Annotated in this window: 14 protein-coding genes and 3 tRNA genes; 6 read left to right on the forward strand and 11 right to left on the reverse strand. The window is 57.0% G+C overall.

What is annotated here, in order from left to right:
• Positions 1–5: 5 nt before the first annotated feature.
• Together TAN611_RS10725 and TAN611_RS10730 are read right to left on the reverse strand one after the other, a co-directional pair.
• Positions 6–305: a cupin gene (locus TAN611_RS10725; protein WP_105233313.1), complete on the reverse strand. Its 300-nt coding sequence runs from the start codon at positions 303–305 to the stop codon at positions 6–8.
• Positions 306–415: 110 nt separating this feature from the next.
• Positions 416–1,297 (reverse strand): LysR family transcriptional regulator, encoded by an 882-nt coding sequence (locus tag TAN611_RS10730; protein ID WP_105230980.1) that lies wholly within the window; start codon positions 1,295–1,297, stop codon positions 416–418.
• A 178-nt stretch (positions 1,298–1,475) separates the two neighbouring features.
• Between TAN611_RS10730 and TAN611_RS10735 the strand changes: the two genes are divergently transcribed.
• Complete coding sequence (locus tag TAN611_RS10735) at positions 1,476–2,693, forward strand: MFS transporter (protein ID WP_203067688.1); 1,218 nt, start codon at positions 1,476–1,478, stop codon at positions 2,691–2,693.
• Positions 2,694–2,831: 138 nt separating this feature from the next.
• Here TAN611_RS10735 and TAN611_RS10740 read toward each other — a convergent pair.
• From TAN611_RS10740 to TAN611_RS10755, 4 genes are all read right to left on the reverse strand, one after another.
• Positions 2,832–2,908, reverse strand: a tRNA-Val gene (locus TAN611_RS10740).
• A 20-nt stretch (positions 2,909–2,928) separates the two neighbouring features.
• Positions 2,929–3,005 (reverse strand) — tRNA-Val (locus tag TAN611_RS10745).
• Between the two features lie 20 nt (positions 3,006–3,025).
• Positions 3,026–3,102, reverse strand: a tRNA-Val gene (locus TAN611_RS10750).
• A gap of 187 nt (positions 3,103–3,289) precedes the next feature.
• On the reverse strand, positions 3,290–4,663 hold the full coding sequence (locus TAN611_RS10755; RefSeq protein WP_105230981.1) for an MATE family efflux transporter: 1,374 nt from the start codon (positions 4,661–4,663) through the stop codon (positions 3,290–3,292).
• 271 nt (positions 4,664–4,934) lie between these two features.
• Here TAN611_RS10755 and TAN611_RS10760 point away from each other — a divergent pair, with 271 nt between their 5' ends.
• Positions 4,935–5,585 (forward strand): riboflavin synthase subunit alpha, encoded by a 651-nt coding sequence (locus TAN611_RS10760; protein ID WP_105230982.1) that lies wholly within the window; start codon positions 4,935–4,937, stop codon positions 5,583–5,585.
• 41 nt (positions 5,586–5,626) lie between these two features.
• The gene (locus TAN611_RS10765) at positions 5,627–5,923 is read left to right on the forward strand and encodes an I78 family peptidase inhibitor (RefSeq protein WP_172606282.1); all 297 of its coding nucleotides are present in this window, start codon (positions 5,627–5,629) and stop codon (positions 5,921–5,923) included.
• Between the two features lie 65 nt (positions 5,924–5,988).
• Here the strand turns inward: TAN611_RS10765 and cfa are convergent, their stop codons facing one another.
• Positions 5,989–7,140 carry a cyclopropane fatty acyl phospholipid synthase gene (gene cfa / locus TAN611_RS10770; RefSeq protein WP_105230984.1) on the reverse strand — a complete coding sequence of 384 codons (1,152 nt, stop codon included), beginning with the start codon at positions 7,138–7,140 and terminating at the stop codon, positions 5,989–5,991.
• A gap of 339 nt (positions 7,141–7,479) precedes the next feature.
• Complete coding sequence (gene punC / locus TAN611_RS10775; protein ID WP_105230985.1) at positions 7,480–8,685, reverse strand: purine nucleoside transporter PunC; 1,206 nt, start codon at positions 8,683–8,685, stop codon at positions 7,480–7,482.
• A 121-nt stretch (positions 8,686–8,806) separates the two neighbouring features.
• Here punC and punR point away from each other — a divergent pair, with 121 nt between their 5' ends.
• A complete protein-coding gene (gene punR / locus TAN611_RS10780) occupies positions 8,807–9,739 on the forward strand; it encodes a DNA-binding transcriptional activator PunR (RefSeq protein WP_105230986.1) in 933 nt (310 codons plus the stop codon).
• A 19-nt stretch (positions 9,740–9,758) separates the two neighbouring features.
• Here punR and purR read toward each other — a convergent pair whose 3' ends face one another.
• Positions 9,759–10,784 (reverse strand): HTH-type transcriptional repressor PurR, encoded by a 1,026-nt coding sequence (gene purR, locus TAN611_RS10785; protein ID WP_105230987.1) that lies wholly within the window; start codon positions 10,782–10,784, stop codon positions 9,759–9,761.
• 386 nt (positions 10,785–11,170) lie between these two features.
• Between purR and TAN611_RS10790 the strand changes: the two genes are divergently transcribed.
• Positions 11,171–11,260 carry a YnhF family membrane protein gene (locus tag TAN611_RS10790; protein WP_105230988.1) on the forward strand — a complete coding sequence of 30 codons (90 nt, stop codon included), beginning with the start codon at positions 11,171–11,173 and terminating at the stop codon, positions 11,258–11,260.
• Positions 11,261–11,327: 67 nt separating this feature from the next.
• Here TAN611_RS10790 and sodB read toward each other — a convergent pair whose 3' ends face one another.
• Positions 11,328–11,906, reverse strand: a complete 579-nt coding sequence (gene sodB, locus TAN611_RS10795; RefSeq protein ID WP_105230989.1) for a superoxide dismutase [Fe] — start codon at positions 11,904–11,906, stop codon at positions 11,328–11,330.
• A 280-nt stretch (positions 11,907–12,186) separates the two neighbouring features.
• Complete coding sequence (locus TAN611_RS10800) at positions 12,187–13,011, reverse strand: C40 family peptidase (protein ID WP_105230990.1); 825 nt, start codon at positions 13,009–13,011, stop codon at positions 12,187–12,189.
• Positions 13,012–13,420: 409 nt separating this feature from the next.
• On the opposite strand from TAN611_RS10800, the gene TAN611_RS10805 reads away from it, so the two are divergent.
• The gene (locus tag TAN611_RS10805) at positions 13,421–13,765 is read left to right on the forward strand and encodes a Grx4 family monothiol glutaredoxin (RefSeq protein ID WP_105230991.1); all 345 of its coding nucleotides are present in this window, start codon (positions 13,421–13,423) and stop codon (positions 13,763–13,765) included.
• Positions 13,766–13,802 lie beyond the last annotated feature (37 nt).

Below are 13,802 nucleotides of genomic sequence, written 5' to 3' on the forward strand. Positions count from 1 at the left end.
TAACGTCAGGCGCTGATTTCCAGCAGCGTACCGGCGCTCAGGCAGAAGCAGCCGCTGGGCACCTGCGCCGGAACAGCCACGCTTTCGCCGGCCTGCAGCAGGAGAATATCGCTGCCGACGGTAAATTCAAAGTCGCCGTCGATCACCCGGATGTGCACGGCGTCAGCACGCTTTTTCAGTTGGCCGAAGGCGCCGGCTTCAAAGCGGACTTCTGCGGCGACGCGGCCGTCGCTTAATTGTCCCTCACGGCGGGACTGGCCGTTATCGGGCGTGGTAAACGCCGATGCGGCAATAAATTTCAACATAGCACCCTCTTGGTCAATCAGGCCGCCGATGATAGCCGATCGGTACGGCGGAGCCAAAGTTTTTGCGCCGTCGGCCAAGGCGCGTTGACTCTTGACGCAATTTTCATCTGTCAGGGCTGGCGGTAGCGGATCGCCTCAACCAGTGCGGAAAACGCCGGAGAAGCATTGCGCCGGTTGGGGTAATACAGGTGGAAACCGGCGAAGTAGGGGCTCCAGTCGGCCAGCACCTCAACCAGCCGCCCGTCGTCCAGGTAAGGCTGCACCATAAAATCGGGGAGATAGGCCAGCCCGATGCCGTCCAACGCGGCGTTGAGAATATGGATATTGCTGTTGGCGGTCATCTGGCCCTTAACCCGCACGGTTAATGGCTGGCCGTCTTTTTCAAACTCCCAGGCATAGAGGCTTCCTCCCGGCGAGTGACGGATATTGATGCAGTTGTGGGCCGTCAGATCGCGCGGGTGCAGCGGCGTCGGGCTAGCGGCAAAGTAGGATGGCGCGCCGACTACCGATAGCCGCCAGTCCGGGCCGAGCCGCACGGCGATCATGTCCTGGCTGATCGCCTCGCCCAGCCGGATCCCGGCGTCAAAGCGCTGCTCGACGATATTGGTAAAGCCGTAATCAATGCAGATTTCAACGTTGATATCCGGGTATTTGGCAAGAAATGCCGGCAGCGCGGGGCGTAAGATCTGTTCCGCCGCATCGTCAGAGCAGGTGATGCGGATGGTGCCGGCGGGCTTATCCCTCAGTTCGCCGATTTTATCTATTTCCGCCGTTATCTGCTCGAACAGCGGGCCGGTGGAGGTCATCAGCCGCTCGCCGGCCTCGGTGGGGGCCACGTTACGGGTGGTGCGCGTTAATAAACGTACGCCTAACCGTTCTTCAAGGTTACGGACGGTATGGCTTAATGCCGAAGGGCTGACGCCCAGCTGTTTCGCCGCCCGGGTAAAACTTTGCGCTTTAGCCACCGCAAGAAAAGCGAGGATGTCATTCATGGCTGCCGATCCTGATTATTGAACTGGTATATCAATGGTGTCCGGCGGTTGCCGGCGGAAACCCGTTGCCGCTGCAAATTGATGAGATTTTTTCACAAGTACATACAGATTACGCCCTCTAATCATAACACTGCCGGCGTATTAGGATCTGCCTATCGTTAGAAAACAGGAATAATGCATGCCGTCAGTTCATACCGTTTCAACATCGCGTATCGCCAGCCCGCATCCCGCCTGGGGCGCCGTATTTTCTATGGCGCTGGGCGTGGTGGTGCTTATCGCCTCCGAATTTATGCCGGTCAGTCTGCTGACGCCGATTGCGCGGGATCTCGTCATCAGTCAGGGCCAGGCGGGGCAGGCCATCTCCGTATCCGGCCTGTTTGCGGTACTGACCAGCCTGCTGAATACTCCGCTGACCGGCCGCTTCGATCGGAAAAAAGTGCTGATCGGCTTCACCTTGCTGCTGACTTTTTCCGGACTGATCGTGACCTTCGCCGCCAATGGCGTGATGTTTATGACCGGCCGCGCTCTGCTGGGGGTTGCCATCGGCGGCTTCTGGTCAATGTCCACGGCGACCGTGATGCGTCTGGTACCCGTGCATGCGGTAGCCAGGGGGCTGGCGCTGATTAACGGCGGCAATGCGCTGGCGGCGACCATCGCCGCGCCGCTGGGCAGTTTTTTAGGGCAGTATATCGGCTGGCGCGGGGCGTTTTTTATCGTCGTGCCGCTGGCGATCGTTGCCTTTGTCTGGCAGTGGCGAGCGATCCCGCATTTGCCCGCTGCGTCGCGGCAGCAGGGTTCGGCCAATCCGTTTCGCCTGTTGCGTTACCCGCAGGTGGCGCTGGGAATGACCGGTATTATGCTGTTCTTTATGGGGCAGTTTGCGGTCTTTACCTATTTGCGGCCATTTTTGGAAGAGGTGACGCAGATTTCCGTCAATCAGCTTTCTCTGACGCTGCTGGCGTTGGGGGCCTTCGGCCTGCTGGGCACCTGGATGATTGGTCATCTGCTGCAGCGCCGTCTGTTCGCCTGGCTGGTGGCGATCCCGTTAGCCATGGCGCTGATTGCAGGCCTGCTGATTGAAACCGGTGCATCTTTTATGTTTGTCGGGCCGCTGTTGGCGCTCTGGGGACTGGTGGCGACGCCGGCGCCGGTGGCCTGGGGGCTGTGGCTGAGCAAAGCGTTGCCCGATGATGCCGAGACGGGCGGCGGCCTGATGGTGGCGGTGATCCAGGGGGCGATTACTCTGGGCGCAGGTGTGGGCGGCGTGTTGTTTGACGCGCTCGGCTGGTGGAGCCCTTTGGCGTTTGGTCTGTTGCTGCTGCTGGGGTCGGCGCTGTTTGCCTGGTTTGCCATGATCAACAGCGTCAGGATCAATATGGCGGCGGTGGAACATTAATGGGAGTGTGACGGTGTTTAGGAGGGATAAACCGAGAGGGCGGCGTGTGGTATATCCGAACTGGCACCATACGACCAAAAGAGAGTGGCTATTTAAAAGCTATTTATGCAGGGAAGGATATTACGGATTGCGATGAAATGGTGCGTCCGAGTGGACTCGAACCACCGACCCCCACCATGTCAAGGTGGTGCTCTAACCAACTGAGCTACGGACGCACTGAGCTGCTGCAGTAATTTGGTGCGTCCGAGTGGACTCGAACCACCGACCCCCACCATGTCAAGGTGGTGCTCTAACCAACTGAGCTACGGACGCACTGAACTGCTGTAGGAATTTGGTGCGTCCGAGTGGACTCGAACCACCGACCCCCACCATGTCAAGGTGGTGCTCTAACCAACTGAGCTACGGACGCATCATTTTCCTGTCTGTCATGGCTGACAGCGGGGACGAATATTAACGAGCAACCTGCCTGCTGGCAAGGGGAAAAACGTAATTTTATCCGCTATTTCGCGCGACTGCTGCGCTTATGCGCAGTGAGGCGGTTTTTTCCGCAAATTCAGCGTGGGAAGTCGCCGGCCCGCGGGGAGCCGGCGGAAAAATCAGCGGGTGGAACGCTGCAAAATCAGCGCGGCGGGCTGACGCTGCAGCCAGCGCATGCGCAGCACCATCATGATGGCGGCGAAGGTCAGGCCGATAATAAAGCCGATCCAGAAGCCGCTCGGCCCCATTGCCGGCACGATGTAGTCGGTCAGCGCCAGCAGATAGCCGCTCGGCAGCCCCAGCACCCAGTAAGCGATAAAGGTGATGAAGAAGATCGAACGCGTATCTTTGTAACCGCGCAGTACGCCGCTGCCGATCACCTGAATGGAGTCTGAAATCTGGTAGACAGCGGCCAGCAGCATCAGGTGCGAAGCCATGGCGACCACCGCCGGCGTGTCGTTATACAGCAGCGCGATCGGCTCGCGCAGCAGGGCGGTAAACAGCGCGGTGCCGCAGGCCATGGCAATACCGACGCCAATGGCGCTGTAGGCTGCGACGCGCGCGCCGTCGACGTTGCTTTCCCCCAGCCGGTGGCCGACGCGGATGGTGGAACCGACGCCGAGCGACAGCGGCAGCACGAACATCAGTGAGCTGAAGTTCAGGGCTATCTGGTGGCCGGCGACGGCGACGATGCCGAGCGGCGACACCAGCAGCGCCACCACGGCGAACAGCGTCACTTCAAAGAACAGCGCCAGGGCGACCGGCAGGCCGATGCCGACCAGACGTCGCTGCGTGGCCCAGTCGACCGGCGGCCAGGCGCGCTCTGGTTTGATGTCGCGCTGCGACGGCGCGCGGCGCACGTACCAGCGCATCAGCAGGAACATCACCCAATAGACGCTGCCGGTAGCAACGCCGCAACCGACGCCACCCAGTTCCGGCATGCCGAATTTGCCGTAAATGAAAATATAGTTAATGGGAATATTCACCAGCAGACCAATAAAGCCGATCACCATCCCCGGTTTGGTTTTGGATAATCCTTCACACTGGTTACGCATTACCTGGAAGAATAAATAGCCCGGCGCGCCCCACATAATGGCGTGCAGGTAGCCGACGGCTTTTTCCGCCAGTTGCGGATCGACATTGTGCATCATGTCGATCATATATTTGCTGTTATACAGCACGGCGATAATCAGCAACGAAACACCGCTCGCCAGCCAGAAGCCCTGACTGATTTGATGCGCGATGCGGTCGCGGCGGCCGGAGCCGTTAAGCTGGGCGATAACCGGCGTTAACGCCAATAGCAGGCCGTGGCCGAACAGGATAGCCGGTAGCCAGATGGATGTGCCGACTGCAACTGCAGCCATGTCCGTGGCGCTGTATGCACCCGCCATAATGGTATCCACCACGCCCATCGCCGTCTGGGCGATTTGCGCGATAATGACCGGAATAGCGAGGGCTAATAAACTACGCGCTTCAATAAGGTACTTCTGCACGCATTACACCTTTTTGAGTATTAAGCAATGAAAGAACGGCTGTCACGAATGGACAGCAATTTAATCGCGGAATGATAACCAGCGTAGTGTAACCGTTCGGACTTATTTAAGCCACTGGCGTTGTTTAATGCAGGATAGCCTTCGGCGATGGGAAAACGGGTTTATTTCGTGCGCAGACAACGAATTTTTACCGCTGCGGATTTGGTTTTCTCCGCCATCTGGGGCACACTGCCTACCAGCGCTGTATATCTATTTTCAGAAAGAGGCACCCATGTTTACCGGTATCGTACAAGGCATTGCGCCGCTGGTTGCAGTAGAAGAAAAACCCAATTTCCGTACCCACGTGATTGAAATGCCCGATGAGCTGCTGCCCGGTCTGGAACTGGGCGCTTCGGTGGCGCATAACGGCTGCTGCCTGACCGTTACGGCGGTGGAGGGCAACCGCGTCAGTTTTGATCTGATTAAAGAGACCCTGCGGCTGACCAACCTGGGCAGTCTGACGGTCGGCGACAAGGTCAATGTGGAAAGGGCGGCGAAATTTAACGATGAAATCGGCGGCCATCTGATGTCCGGCCATATTATCTGCACTGCGGAAATCGCCAAGATATTCACCTCGGAAAACAACCGTCAGGTCTGGCTGCGTATGCCGAATGCCGATCTGATGAAGTATGTGCTGCATAAGGGGTTTGTCGGTATTGACGGCATCAGCCTGACCATCGGCGAAGTGGTGAACAACCGTTTCTGCGTGCATCTGATCCCGGAAACGCTGGAGCGCACGACGCTGGGTAAAAAACGTCTGGGCGACAAGGTCAATATTGAAATCGATCCGCAAACGCAGGCGGTAGTGGATACCGTCGAGCGCGTATTGGCCAGCCGTGAAGCGGCGACGGCGCAGATTGCGGATCCGACGCCGAAACCCTGAACGGGCACGATCTGTTTGAAGGCAAAAAAGAGGAGCTAAACGTGAAGTTTTATCGGAAAACATTGATGTTGGCGGCGCTGATGACGCTGGCTGCCTGTAGCAGTACGTCAGAGAACGGCGCCTCAGCGTCGTCGGTCGATGCGGATGACACCTGCGGCGCGTCGCAGTATCAAAACTACGTGGGCAAGCCGCTCTCTTCACTGGATGGCGTGCAGATCGACGCCCGTCAGGTGCGCACCATTCCTTATAATTCTGCGGTCACCATGGACTTCAACCTGACCCGCCTGAACTTCCTCGGCGATCGGGACGATAAAATCACACGCGTTTACTGCGGCTGATCGTGGCCAGATAATAAAAACCCCGGGACTGAATGCCGGGGTTTTTTATTGCGAACGCATGAAACTCAACGCGGTACGCGTATGCCGCCTTCAACGCCTTTCGGGCTGAACAGCACCTGCCACAGCTGAATATCGCGCGAACGGAAGGCGCCGGCGCAGGCGTTGAGGTAGTAGCTGAACATCCGCTCGAAACGCTCGGAATAGCGCTCGGCCAGCTGCGGCCACGCCTGTTTAAAGCGTTCATACCAGGCCATCAGGGTGCGATCGTAGTCGGCGCCGAAATTATGCCAGTCTTCCATCACGAAATGGCCTTCGCTGGTCTGGGCAATATGCGCCACCGAGGGCAGGCAGCCGTTCGGGAAGATATATTTATTAATCCACGGATCGACATTCATATCGGTTCTGTTTGAACCGATGGTGTGCAGCAGGAATAAACCGTCGGGTTTTAAATTGCGCTCCACCACGTCGAAATAGGTGCGGTAGTTTTTCGGCCCGACGTGTTCAAACATGCCGACCGAGACGATGCGGTCAAACTGCTGATGCAGATCGCGGTAATCCTGCAGTTGAATATCGACGTCCAGCCCGGCGCAGCGCGCTTGCGCCAGCTTCTGCTGTTCTGCGGAGATGGTCACGCCCACCACCGAGACGCCGTAATTTTTTGCCGCAAACGCTGACAGTCCGCCCCAGCCGCAACCGATATCCAGCAGGCGCATGCCCGGCTGTAATTGCAGCTTGTCGCAGATCATACGCAATTTATTTTCCTGCGCCTGTTCCAGCGTCTCGGCGCTTTTCCAGTAGCCGCAGGAATATTGCATATAGGGATCCAGCATCAGGGTAAATAAGTCATTACCGAGATCGTAATGTTCTTTCCCCACGATCCACGCGCGCTTCTTCGACTGCAGATTGGTTAAACGCGCGGCGGCAATGCGCAGCGTATCTTTAAAATGGTGGGGGAGTTTTCTTTCCAGGCCGGCGGCCAGCACGCGATGAAAAAAACAGTCCAGCCGCTCGCACTCCCACCAGCCGTCCATATAACTTTCACCCAGCCCGAGAGAGCCTTCCTGCAGCACGCGTTTAAAAAATTCGGGGTTCTTTACCTGAATATCGAAAGGTCGGGTGCCGTTTATTTCTATATCGGCCATGCTGAGCATTTCATGGGCGATACGATACCATTGGTTGTCCTGGATGCTCAGATCTTCTAAACACGATGAACTCATTAGTTTCTCCATCACCTTTCTTCTGACTTATGGCCACCAAAAAAAGCTTAGCCAATTTCGGTAGGCACATACGTATACCTGCGGAGGATTGCACCGCGGCGTCCGATATCCGACATGAACAGAGGAAAATTCAAAGAGAAGCCCGTACCGGCTGGCAGGGTAAACTCATCAATAAAATAAAAAAGTGACGCCATTGGCGACCACGAAACGCCACGGATTACTACAAGATTTTACTATCTTATTTTAGCGCTTTTTTGAGTATAGGCCTGCCGGGGCGCTTCCTCAACCGCAAATCGCATCCGGCAGACATGTCATTTAAGTGAATATTATTGCTGGTAATTATGACGCAGAGTTAGCATGCTGACGGCGTTCGGCGTTCTTTTGCCGTGCGCTGTCGCCGCGCTGCAGCAGATAGCCGGCGGCGGCCAGCGCCACCGTGGCGACCATCACCGTCACCGTCGCCAGCAGCGGCTGGGCAATATAGGCGGAGACCAGCATACTGGCGACAAAACACAGGCCCAGTTGCAGGGTATTTTGCAGCGCCGCCGCTTTGCCGGTGCTTTCCGGGAACGGCGTCAGCGCATTTGCCACCACGATCGGGTAGGTAGCGCCGTTAACCAGCGCCATCAGGCAGAATGGGATCAGTAGTGTGGTCAGCGTCGGCGTGGTCAGGGTGGCGACCAGATACAGCGCCACCATGCTGACGGCATACATGAGGAGCAACCACGGCAGCAGCGTATTGCCGTTCGTACGGTTCAATGCGGCGCGGCAGCCGAACCCCCCGAGCAGAAACGCCAGCGTCTGCGGCACATAGCTCAGGCCGATATCGTTCGGGCTGTAGCCCATATTGCCCAGAATAAACGGCGAGCCGGTCAGCCAGGCGAAGAAACCGGCTGAGCAGGCGGCGTACACCAGCACGTTGCCGCTGTACAGCGGCGATTTCAGCAACTGCAGGAAACCGATGCCAGGCGCAGCGCCTTCATCGGCTCGCGGACGCGGTTTGTCGCGCAGCAGCAGCGTCGGCAACAGCAGCAACAGCGTAATGGCCAGCAGCACGGCGAAAATGGCGCGCCAGTTCAGGTGGTTCAGCAACCAGGCGCCGACCAGCGGCGCCAGCGCCGGCGAGAGGGCGACCAGCGGCATAATGGTGGCGAACACCTGGTTGGCGCGGCTGCCCGGGTAGCGGTCGATCACGATGGCCTGCCAGGTCACGGCGGCGGCACAGACGCCGACCGCCTGTATAAAGCGCAGCGTCCACAGCTGCTGCGCGTTGTCCGCCCACATCATGCCAAGGCAGCCCAATCCAAACAGCGCCAGACCGATCAGCAGCACCGGCTTGCGTCCCAGTCGATCGGACAGCGGTCCCCACAGCAGTTGCGCAAAGGCAAAGCCGGCCAGGAAGATGCTCAGGCTGGCGCTAATGGCGCCGGGTGAGATTTGCAGATCTTTTTGCATCATGCCGAAGGCCGGCAGGTACATATCCGTGGCCAGAAAGCCGAGCATACTCAGGCCGGCCAGATAAAACATAAATCCAAAGTTTCGCATAGTGGTTCTCAATCGTTATTTGTGATGCAGGTTTTCACGCCGCGCAGTGTATCCGGCTGGATCTCTGGTTGTGAAACGGTAATATTTGCATACTGGTTTGAAAATTTTTGCAGGCAAACGTATGTGGTCTGAATATTCACTGGATGTGGTCGATGCGGTAGCGCGTACCGGCAGCTTCAGCGCGGCGGCGCAGGAGCTGCACCGCGTTCCTTCCGCGGTCAGCTATACCGTGCGTCAGTTGGAGCAGTGGCTGGCGGTGCCGCTGTTTGAGCGGCGTCATCGCGACGTCACGCTGACGCCGGCGGGGGCGCTGTTTGTCCAGGAGTCGCGCGCTGTCATCAAAAAAATGCTCGACACGCGACGTCAGTGCCAGCAGGTCGCCAACGGCTGGCGCGGGCAGGTGAAGATCGCCGTCGATCTGATCGTCAAGCCGCAGCGCTGTCGGCAGCTGGTACTGGATTTTTATCGCCACTTTCCGGACGTTGAGCTGCTGCTGCAGCCGGAAGTGTTCAACGGCGTATGGGATGCGCTGGTGGATGGCCGCGCCGAAATGGCCATCGGCGCCACGCGCGCGGTGCCCGCCGGTGGCGGGTTCGCCTTTCGCGATATGGGCTTTATGAACTGGCTGTGCGTGGTCAGCGCCGATCATCCGCTGGCCGGGCTGAACGGCGCGCTCAGTGATGAACAGCTGCGTCCCTATCCGGCGCTGTTGCTGGAGGACACATCGCGCAATCTGCCCAAGCGTGTTACCTGGTCGCTGGACAACCAGCGCCGCCTGGTGGTGCCGGACTGGGTATCGGCGGTGGATTGCCTGCGTGGCGGTTTATGCGTCGGCATGGCGCCGGCGCACCGGGTGTTGCCGCTGGTGGCGCGCGGCGAGCTGGCGGTGCTGCAGCTGCACGAGCCGTTTCCGCCCAGCGCCTGCTGTCTGACCTGGCAGCAACCTAATCAGTCGCCGGCCATCGCCTGGCTGCTGGATTATCTGGGGGACAGCGAAACGTTGAATCAGGAGTGGCTGAGCGAAGCAGAGGAAGCGGGGCCGGTGCGGGAGTAAGCGCACCGGCCAGTCGCAATTAGCGGCGGTAATCGATAAAGGGACCGTCGGCCACGGAGCGCCGTTCGATCAGTTTAGGATGGACTTCGATCACCTGCGACTCCTCGCGTTTGCTGATAATACGGTCCAGCAGCATGGTGAAGGCCATTTCGCCCAGGCGCTCTTTCGGCTGGTGCACCGTGGTCAGGGCCGGGGTGAAGTAGCGCGCGTTGCGCACGTTATCATAGCCGATCACTGAAATATCCTGCGGTACGCGCAGGCCCAGCTCGTCCGCGGCGCAAATGGCGCCCATCGCCATAATATCGCCGCCGCAGAACACCGCCGTCGGGCGATGTTTTTGCGACAGGATCTGGTGCATTGCCTTATAGCCGGACTCCGGCTCGAAGTCGCCCTGGACGATCCACTCGTTGCGCAACTCGACATTGGCCTCCTGCAGAGCCTTCAGGAAACCCTGATGGCGGCCGCCGCCGGTGTTGCGTGACAGCTGGCCGGGAATGGCGCCGATCTCACGGTGGCCGCGCTCGATCAGATAGCGACCCGCCAGATAGCCGCCTTCGAAGGCGTTATCGATAATGGTGTCGGTAAAGTCGCTGCGCGCCACGCCCCAGTCCATCACCACCATCGGAATATTACGGTGGTCTTCCAGCATGCCGAGCAACTGATCGGGGTATTCGGAACACATCACCAGCAGGCCATCGACGCGCTTTTGCGCCAGCATCGCCAGATAGGCGCGCTGCTTGTCCAGATTGTTGTGCGAGTTGCACAGAATCAGGGTGTAGCCTTTGCTGTAGCAGCTGTTTTCCACTGCCTCAATCACTTCGGCAAAATAGGGGGCTTCGCTGGAAGTCGCCAGCAGGCCAATGGATTTGGTGTGGTTGACCTTCAGGCTGCGCGCAACCGCGCTGGGTGAATAGTGCAGCTCTTTAATGGCGGCCCAGACCGCCGCTTTAGTCTCTTCGGCGACGAAACGGGTCTTATTGATGACGTGCGAAACGGTGGTGGTGGAAACGCCCGCGCGTTTGGCCACATCTTTAATCGTTGCCATGTAAAGATGACTCCTGAACTCACATGTTTGCAGTATGTAAGCATGTTGTTAATCGTTTGCCTGCGCAGATCCTTCTCCAAAATCTCGAAAACGTAGTTTTTAGTTTGGAAGTCGTAAGCCGCTTGCTTGGTTTGGAGGGGCTTATTGGCCGGTACGCAGCAGTGAACTGCGAATTTTGGCGTATATTGCGCAAAAGTGGAAGAGGAAATCGGTATTATCCGCCAGGAAAGCGGGCAATATTTTTATATTGGCCTCTTTTTTGCCGCAACACGATCGGGCGTTGCGCAAAATCAATTGGGAATGGCCGTGAACTGTGGGAAAATCATTTGACCCATTAACGCTGGGGGCTTTATGCTGGCGTCGCGAAACAGATAAGGGAGTTTCTGATGGAAACCGAGTTGAAATTGTCATTGTTCACCACCGTATGTGCGTTGGTGATGATTATCGCCTTTAGCTTTACCGCCGCGCTGAACTGATTGTTCTGCGAAATATAAAAAGGCGCAGTAATTACTGCGCCTTTTCTGTTTGCGGGTGAACCGGCGCTTATGCCAGATTTTCCGCCACGAACGCCCAGTTTACCAACGCCCAGAAGTTTTCCAGGTAGTTAGGACGCGCATTGCGGTAATCAATGTAGTAAGCGTGTTCCCACACGTCCACGGTCAGCAGCGGTTTGTCTTCACCGGTCAGCGGGGTAGCTGCGTTGGAGGTGTTGACGATCGCCAGTGAGCCGTCTGCTTTTTTCACCAGCCAGGTCCAGCCTGCGCCGAAGTTGCCGACAGCGGATTTGGTGAACGCTTCTTTAAACGCGGCGAAAGACCCGAAAGCCTGATTGATGGCGTCCGCCACCGCGCCGGTTGGTTCGCCGCCGCCCTGAGGTGACAGGCAGTGCCAGTAGAAGGTGTGGTTCCACACCTGCGCCGCGTTGTTGAATACGCCGCCGGTAGAGGTTTTCACGATCTCTTCCAGGGTTTTACCTTCGAACTCGCTGCCTTTCACCAGGTTGTTCAGGTTCACCACGTAGGTGTTGTGGTGCTTGCCGTAGTGGTATTCCAGCGTTTCAGCGGAAATGTGCGGTTCGAGAGCGTCTTTTGCGTACGGTAATGCAGGTAATTCAAACGACATTGCTTTCTCCTTATTGATACAGCGCTAAAATGCCCATGGCCGTCTGTGGGATGCGATCGTTCGGGTGGTCCCCCAGACGAAGCCGCGCTATTTATACCCGTCATACAGCATATTTAGGGCATATTCGGGCATCGAGTTGTTATGTTTTTTTTAAGGTTATTAATTCTAACCACTTTCAAAGGGAAGGGAAGGTTTAAAACGTGCGGAGCGTTCAACTGCTTAAAGCGTCGGCAATGGCGGGAACGGGGGAATGGCTGAGGCAAGCTCAGCCATGCGGGGATTAGCGAACGGTTTTCGGCGTCATCACGCGGCGGGCGCCGATGTAATGGTTTTGCCAGTAGTTATTGTCCAGCTGACTGATGCGGATATCTTTGCCGGTACGCGGCGACTGAATAAACTTGCCGTCGCCGAGGTAAACGCCAACGTGGTCGGCCACGCCGCGGTTATTAATGCGGAAGAATACCAGGTCGCCTTTTTGCAATTCGCTTTTCTTAATCGGCGCGGCATCACGCAGGTGATACATCTCATTCGCCGTACGCGGCATTTTAATTTTCATCACGTCTTTATAGGCGTAATAAATTAAACCGCTGCAGTCAAAGCCGGTACGCGGCGAGGCGCCACCCCAGCGATAGGGCTTGCCCATTTGATTCATCAGCTTGGTCATTGCGGTTTGCTTCGCCCGCTGATAGCGCTTTTTATGCGCCGCGCTGAGCTTGAGCGGTTTATCGTCGCTCAGCAGTTTGCTGGTTGCCAGGCCGTGGGTGCGGTGACGACCGTAGCCTTTTTTATAACCTTTCTTCGGCGGGGTGACTTTATTTTTCGCCAGGTGCGTCACTTTACGCGTAGATTTAATGCGGGTCGTTTTTTTGGCGGTTTTAATCGTCGTGCTTTTATGCGCTTTTACCTTGGTGGTTTTTGGCGCCGTGGCGGTGCGGGCTTTTTTACTGCTCTTCAGCGTTTTCTTTTTTCGACGCTCGTCCGGGCGCGCATCGCTGACGTGGCTTTTACGCGGCTCAGCGGCAACGCGCGATTGTGGCGCAGCGTGCGCCAGATTGAAGAACAGCTGGGTAAACAGCAGCACAAAAAGCGTAACTATTAGACGCATGTCGACGTTACCAACCTTGGTCCCGAGTCAGAGATTGAATTAAACACAGTATTCCCCAAATCCGCGATATAAAACAGCGCGGAACTTAATAAAGCGTAATCCATATTGTGAGAAAACGTTAATAAGATTTCACCTGGCTGAAATTTAATCGCCGGGCGGAGAAAAAAACGCCGCTTTGACCGCGCAGGTTAATATTTCGCAGCAGGGCGCTGCTGAAAATATATTAGTGAAATGGTCAGATTAAAAATGTTATTCTGAGAGCATGTTTAGCGCGTAAGGGCGTTGCCGGCGCCGCTGGTTCGGCGGGCGGAATGTCCTTGCAAAAGATGGCGTTTTTTTGCAACGGCCGCAGCCGCTACAATAGCCCGGTGTAACGCATGTTGTAGCCATCCGATGGCTTGAGGAAGCAATGATGACGACGATTGAAAGAATTCAGCAACAAATCGCAGAAAACCCGATTCTGCTGTACATGAAAGGCTCACCGAAGCTGCCGAACTGCGGCTTCTCCGCGCAGGCCGTACAGGCGCTGTCCGCCTGTGGCGAGCGTTTTGCCTACGTGGATATTCTGCAGAACCCGGACATTCGCGCCGAGCTGCCGAAATACGCCAACTGGCCGACGTTCCCACAGCTGTGGGTTGACGGCGAACTGGTCGGCGGTTGCGATATCATCATCGAAATGTATCAGCGCGGCGAACTGCAGTCGCTGATCAAAGAGACGGCGGAAAAGTACAAGCAGGAAGACCAGCAGTCGTAACGACGGTTTTCAGCGGAAGGATAATGGGCGCAGTCGG

Source organism: Serratia sp. Tan611 (assembly GCF_905188235.1).
Lineage (GTDB): Bacteria > Pseudomonadota > Gammaproteobacteria > Enterobacterales > Enterobacteriaceae > Serratia_B > Serratia_B rhizosphaerae.

Excerpts from the sequence above, each read along its gene's own strand:
- TAN611_RS10725 (WP_105233313.1), bottom strand. The coding sequence starts at position 305 with ATGTTGAAATTTATTGCCGCATCGGCGTTTACCACGCCCGATAACGGC.
- TAN611_RS10805 (WP_105230991.1), top strand. The coding sequence starts at position 13,421 with ATGATGACGACGATTGAAAGAATTCAGCAACAAATCGCAGAAAACCCG.
- sodB (WP_105230989.1), bottom strand. The coding sequence starts at position 11,906 with ATGTCGTTTGAATTACCTGCATTACCGTACGCAAAAGACGCTCTCGAA.
- punR (WP_105230986.1), top strand. The coding sequence starts at position 8,807 with ATGTGGTCTGAATATTCACTGGATGTGGTCGATGCGGTAGCGCGTACC.
- TAN611_RS10730 (WP_105230980.1), bottom strand. The coding sequence starts at position 1,297 with ATGAATGACATCCTCGCTTTTCTTGCGGTGGCTAAAGCGCAAAGTTTT.
- purR (WP_105230987.1), bottom strand. The coding sequence starts at position 10,784 with ATGGCAACGATTAAAGATGTGGCCAAACGCGCGGGCGTTTCCACCACC.
- cfa (WP_105230984.1), bottom strand. The coding sequence starts at position 7,140 with ATGAGTTCATCGTGTTTAGAAGATCTGAGCATCCAGGACAACCAATGG.
- punC (WP_105230985.1), bottom strand. The coding sequence starts at position 8,685 with ATGCGAAACTTTGGATTTATGTTTTATCTGGCCGGCCTGAGTATGCTC.
- TAN611_RS10800 (WP_105230990.1), bottom strand. The coding sequence starts at position 13,011 with ATGCGTCTAATAGTTACGCTTTTTGTGCTGCTGTTTACCCAGCTGTTC.
- TAN611_RS10790 (WP_105230988.1), top strand. The coding sequence starts at position 11,171 with ATGGAAACCGAGTTGAAATTGTCATTGTTCACCACCGTATGTGCGTTG.
- TAN611_RS10735 (WP_203067688.1), top strand. The coding sequence starts at position 1,476 with ATGCCGTCAGTTCATACCGTTTCAACATCGCGTATCGCCAGCCCGCAT.
- TAN611_RS10760 (WP_105230982.1), top strand. The coding sequence starts at position 4,935 with ATGTTTACCGGTATCGTACAAGGCATTGCGCCGCTGGTTGCAGTAGAA.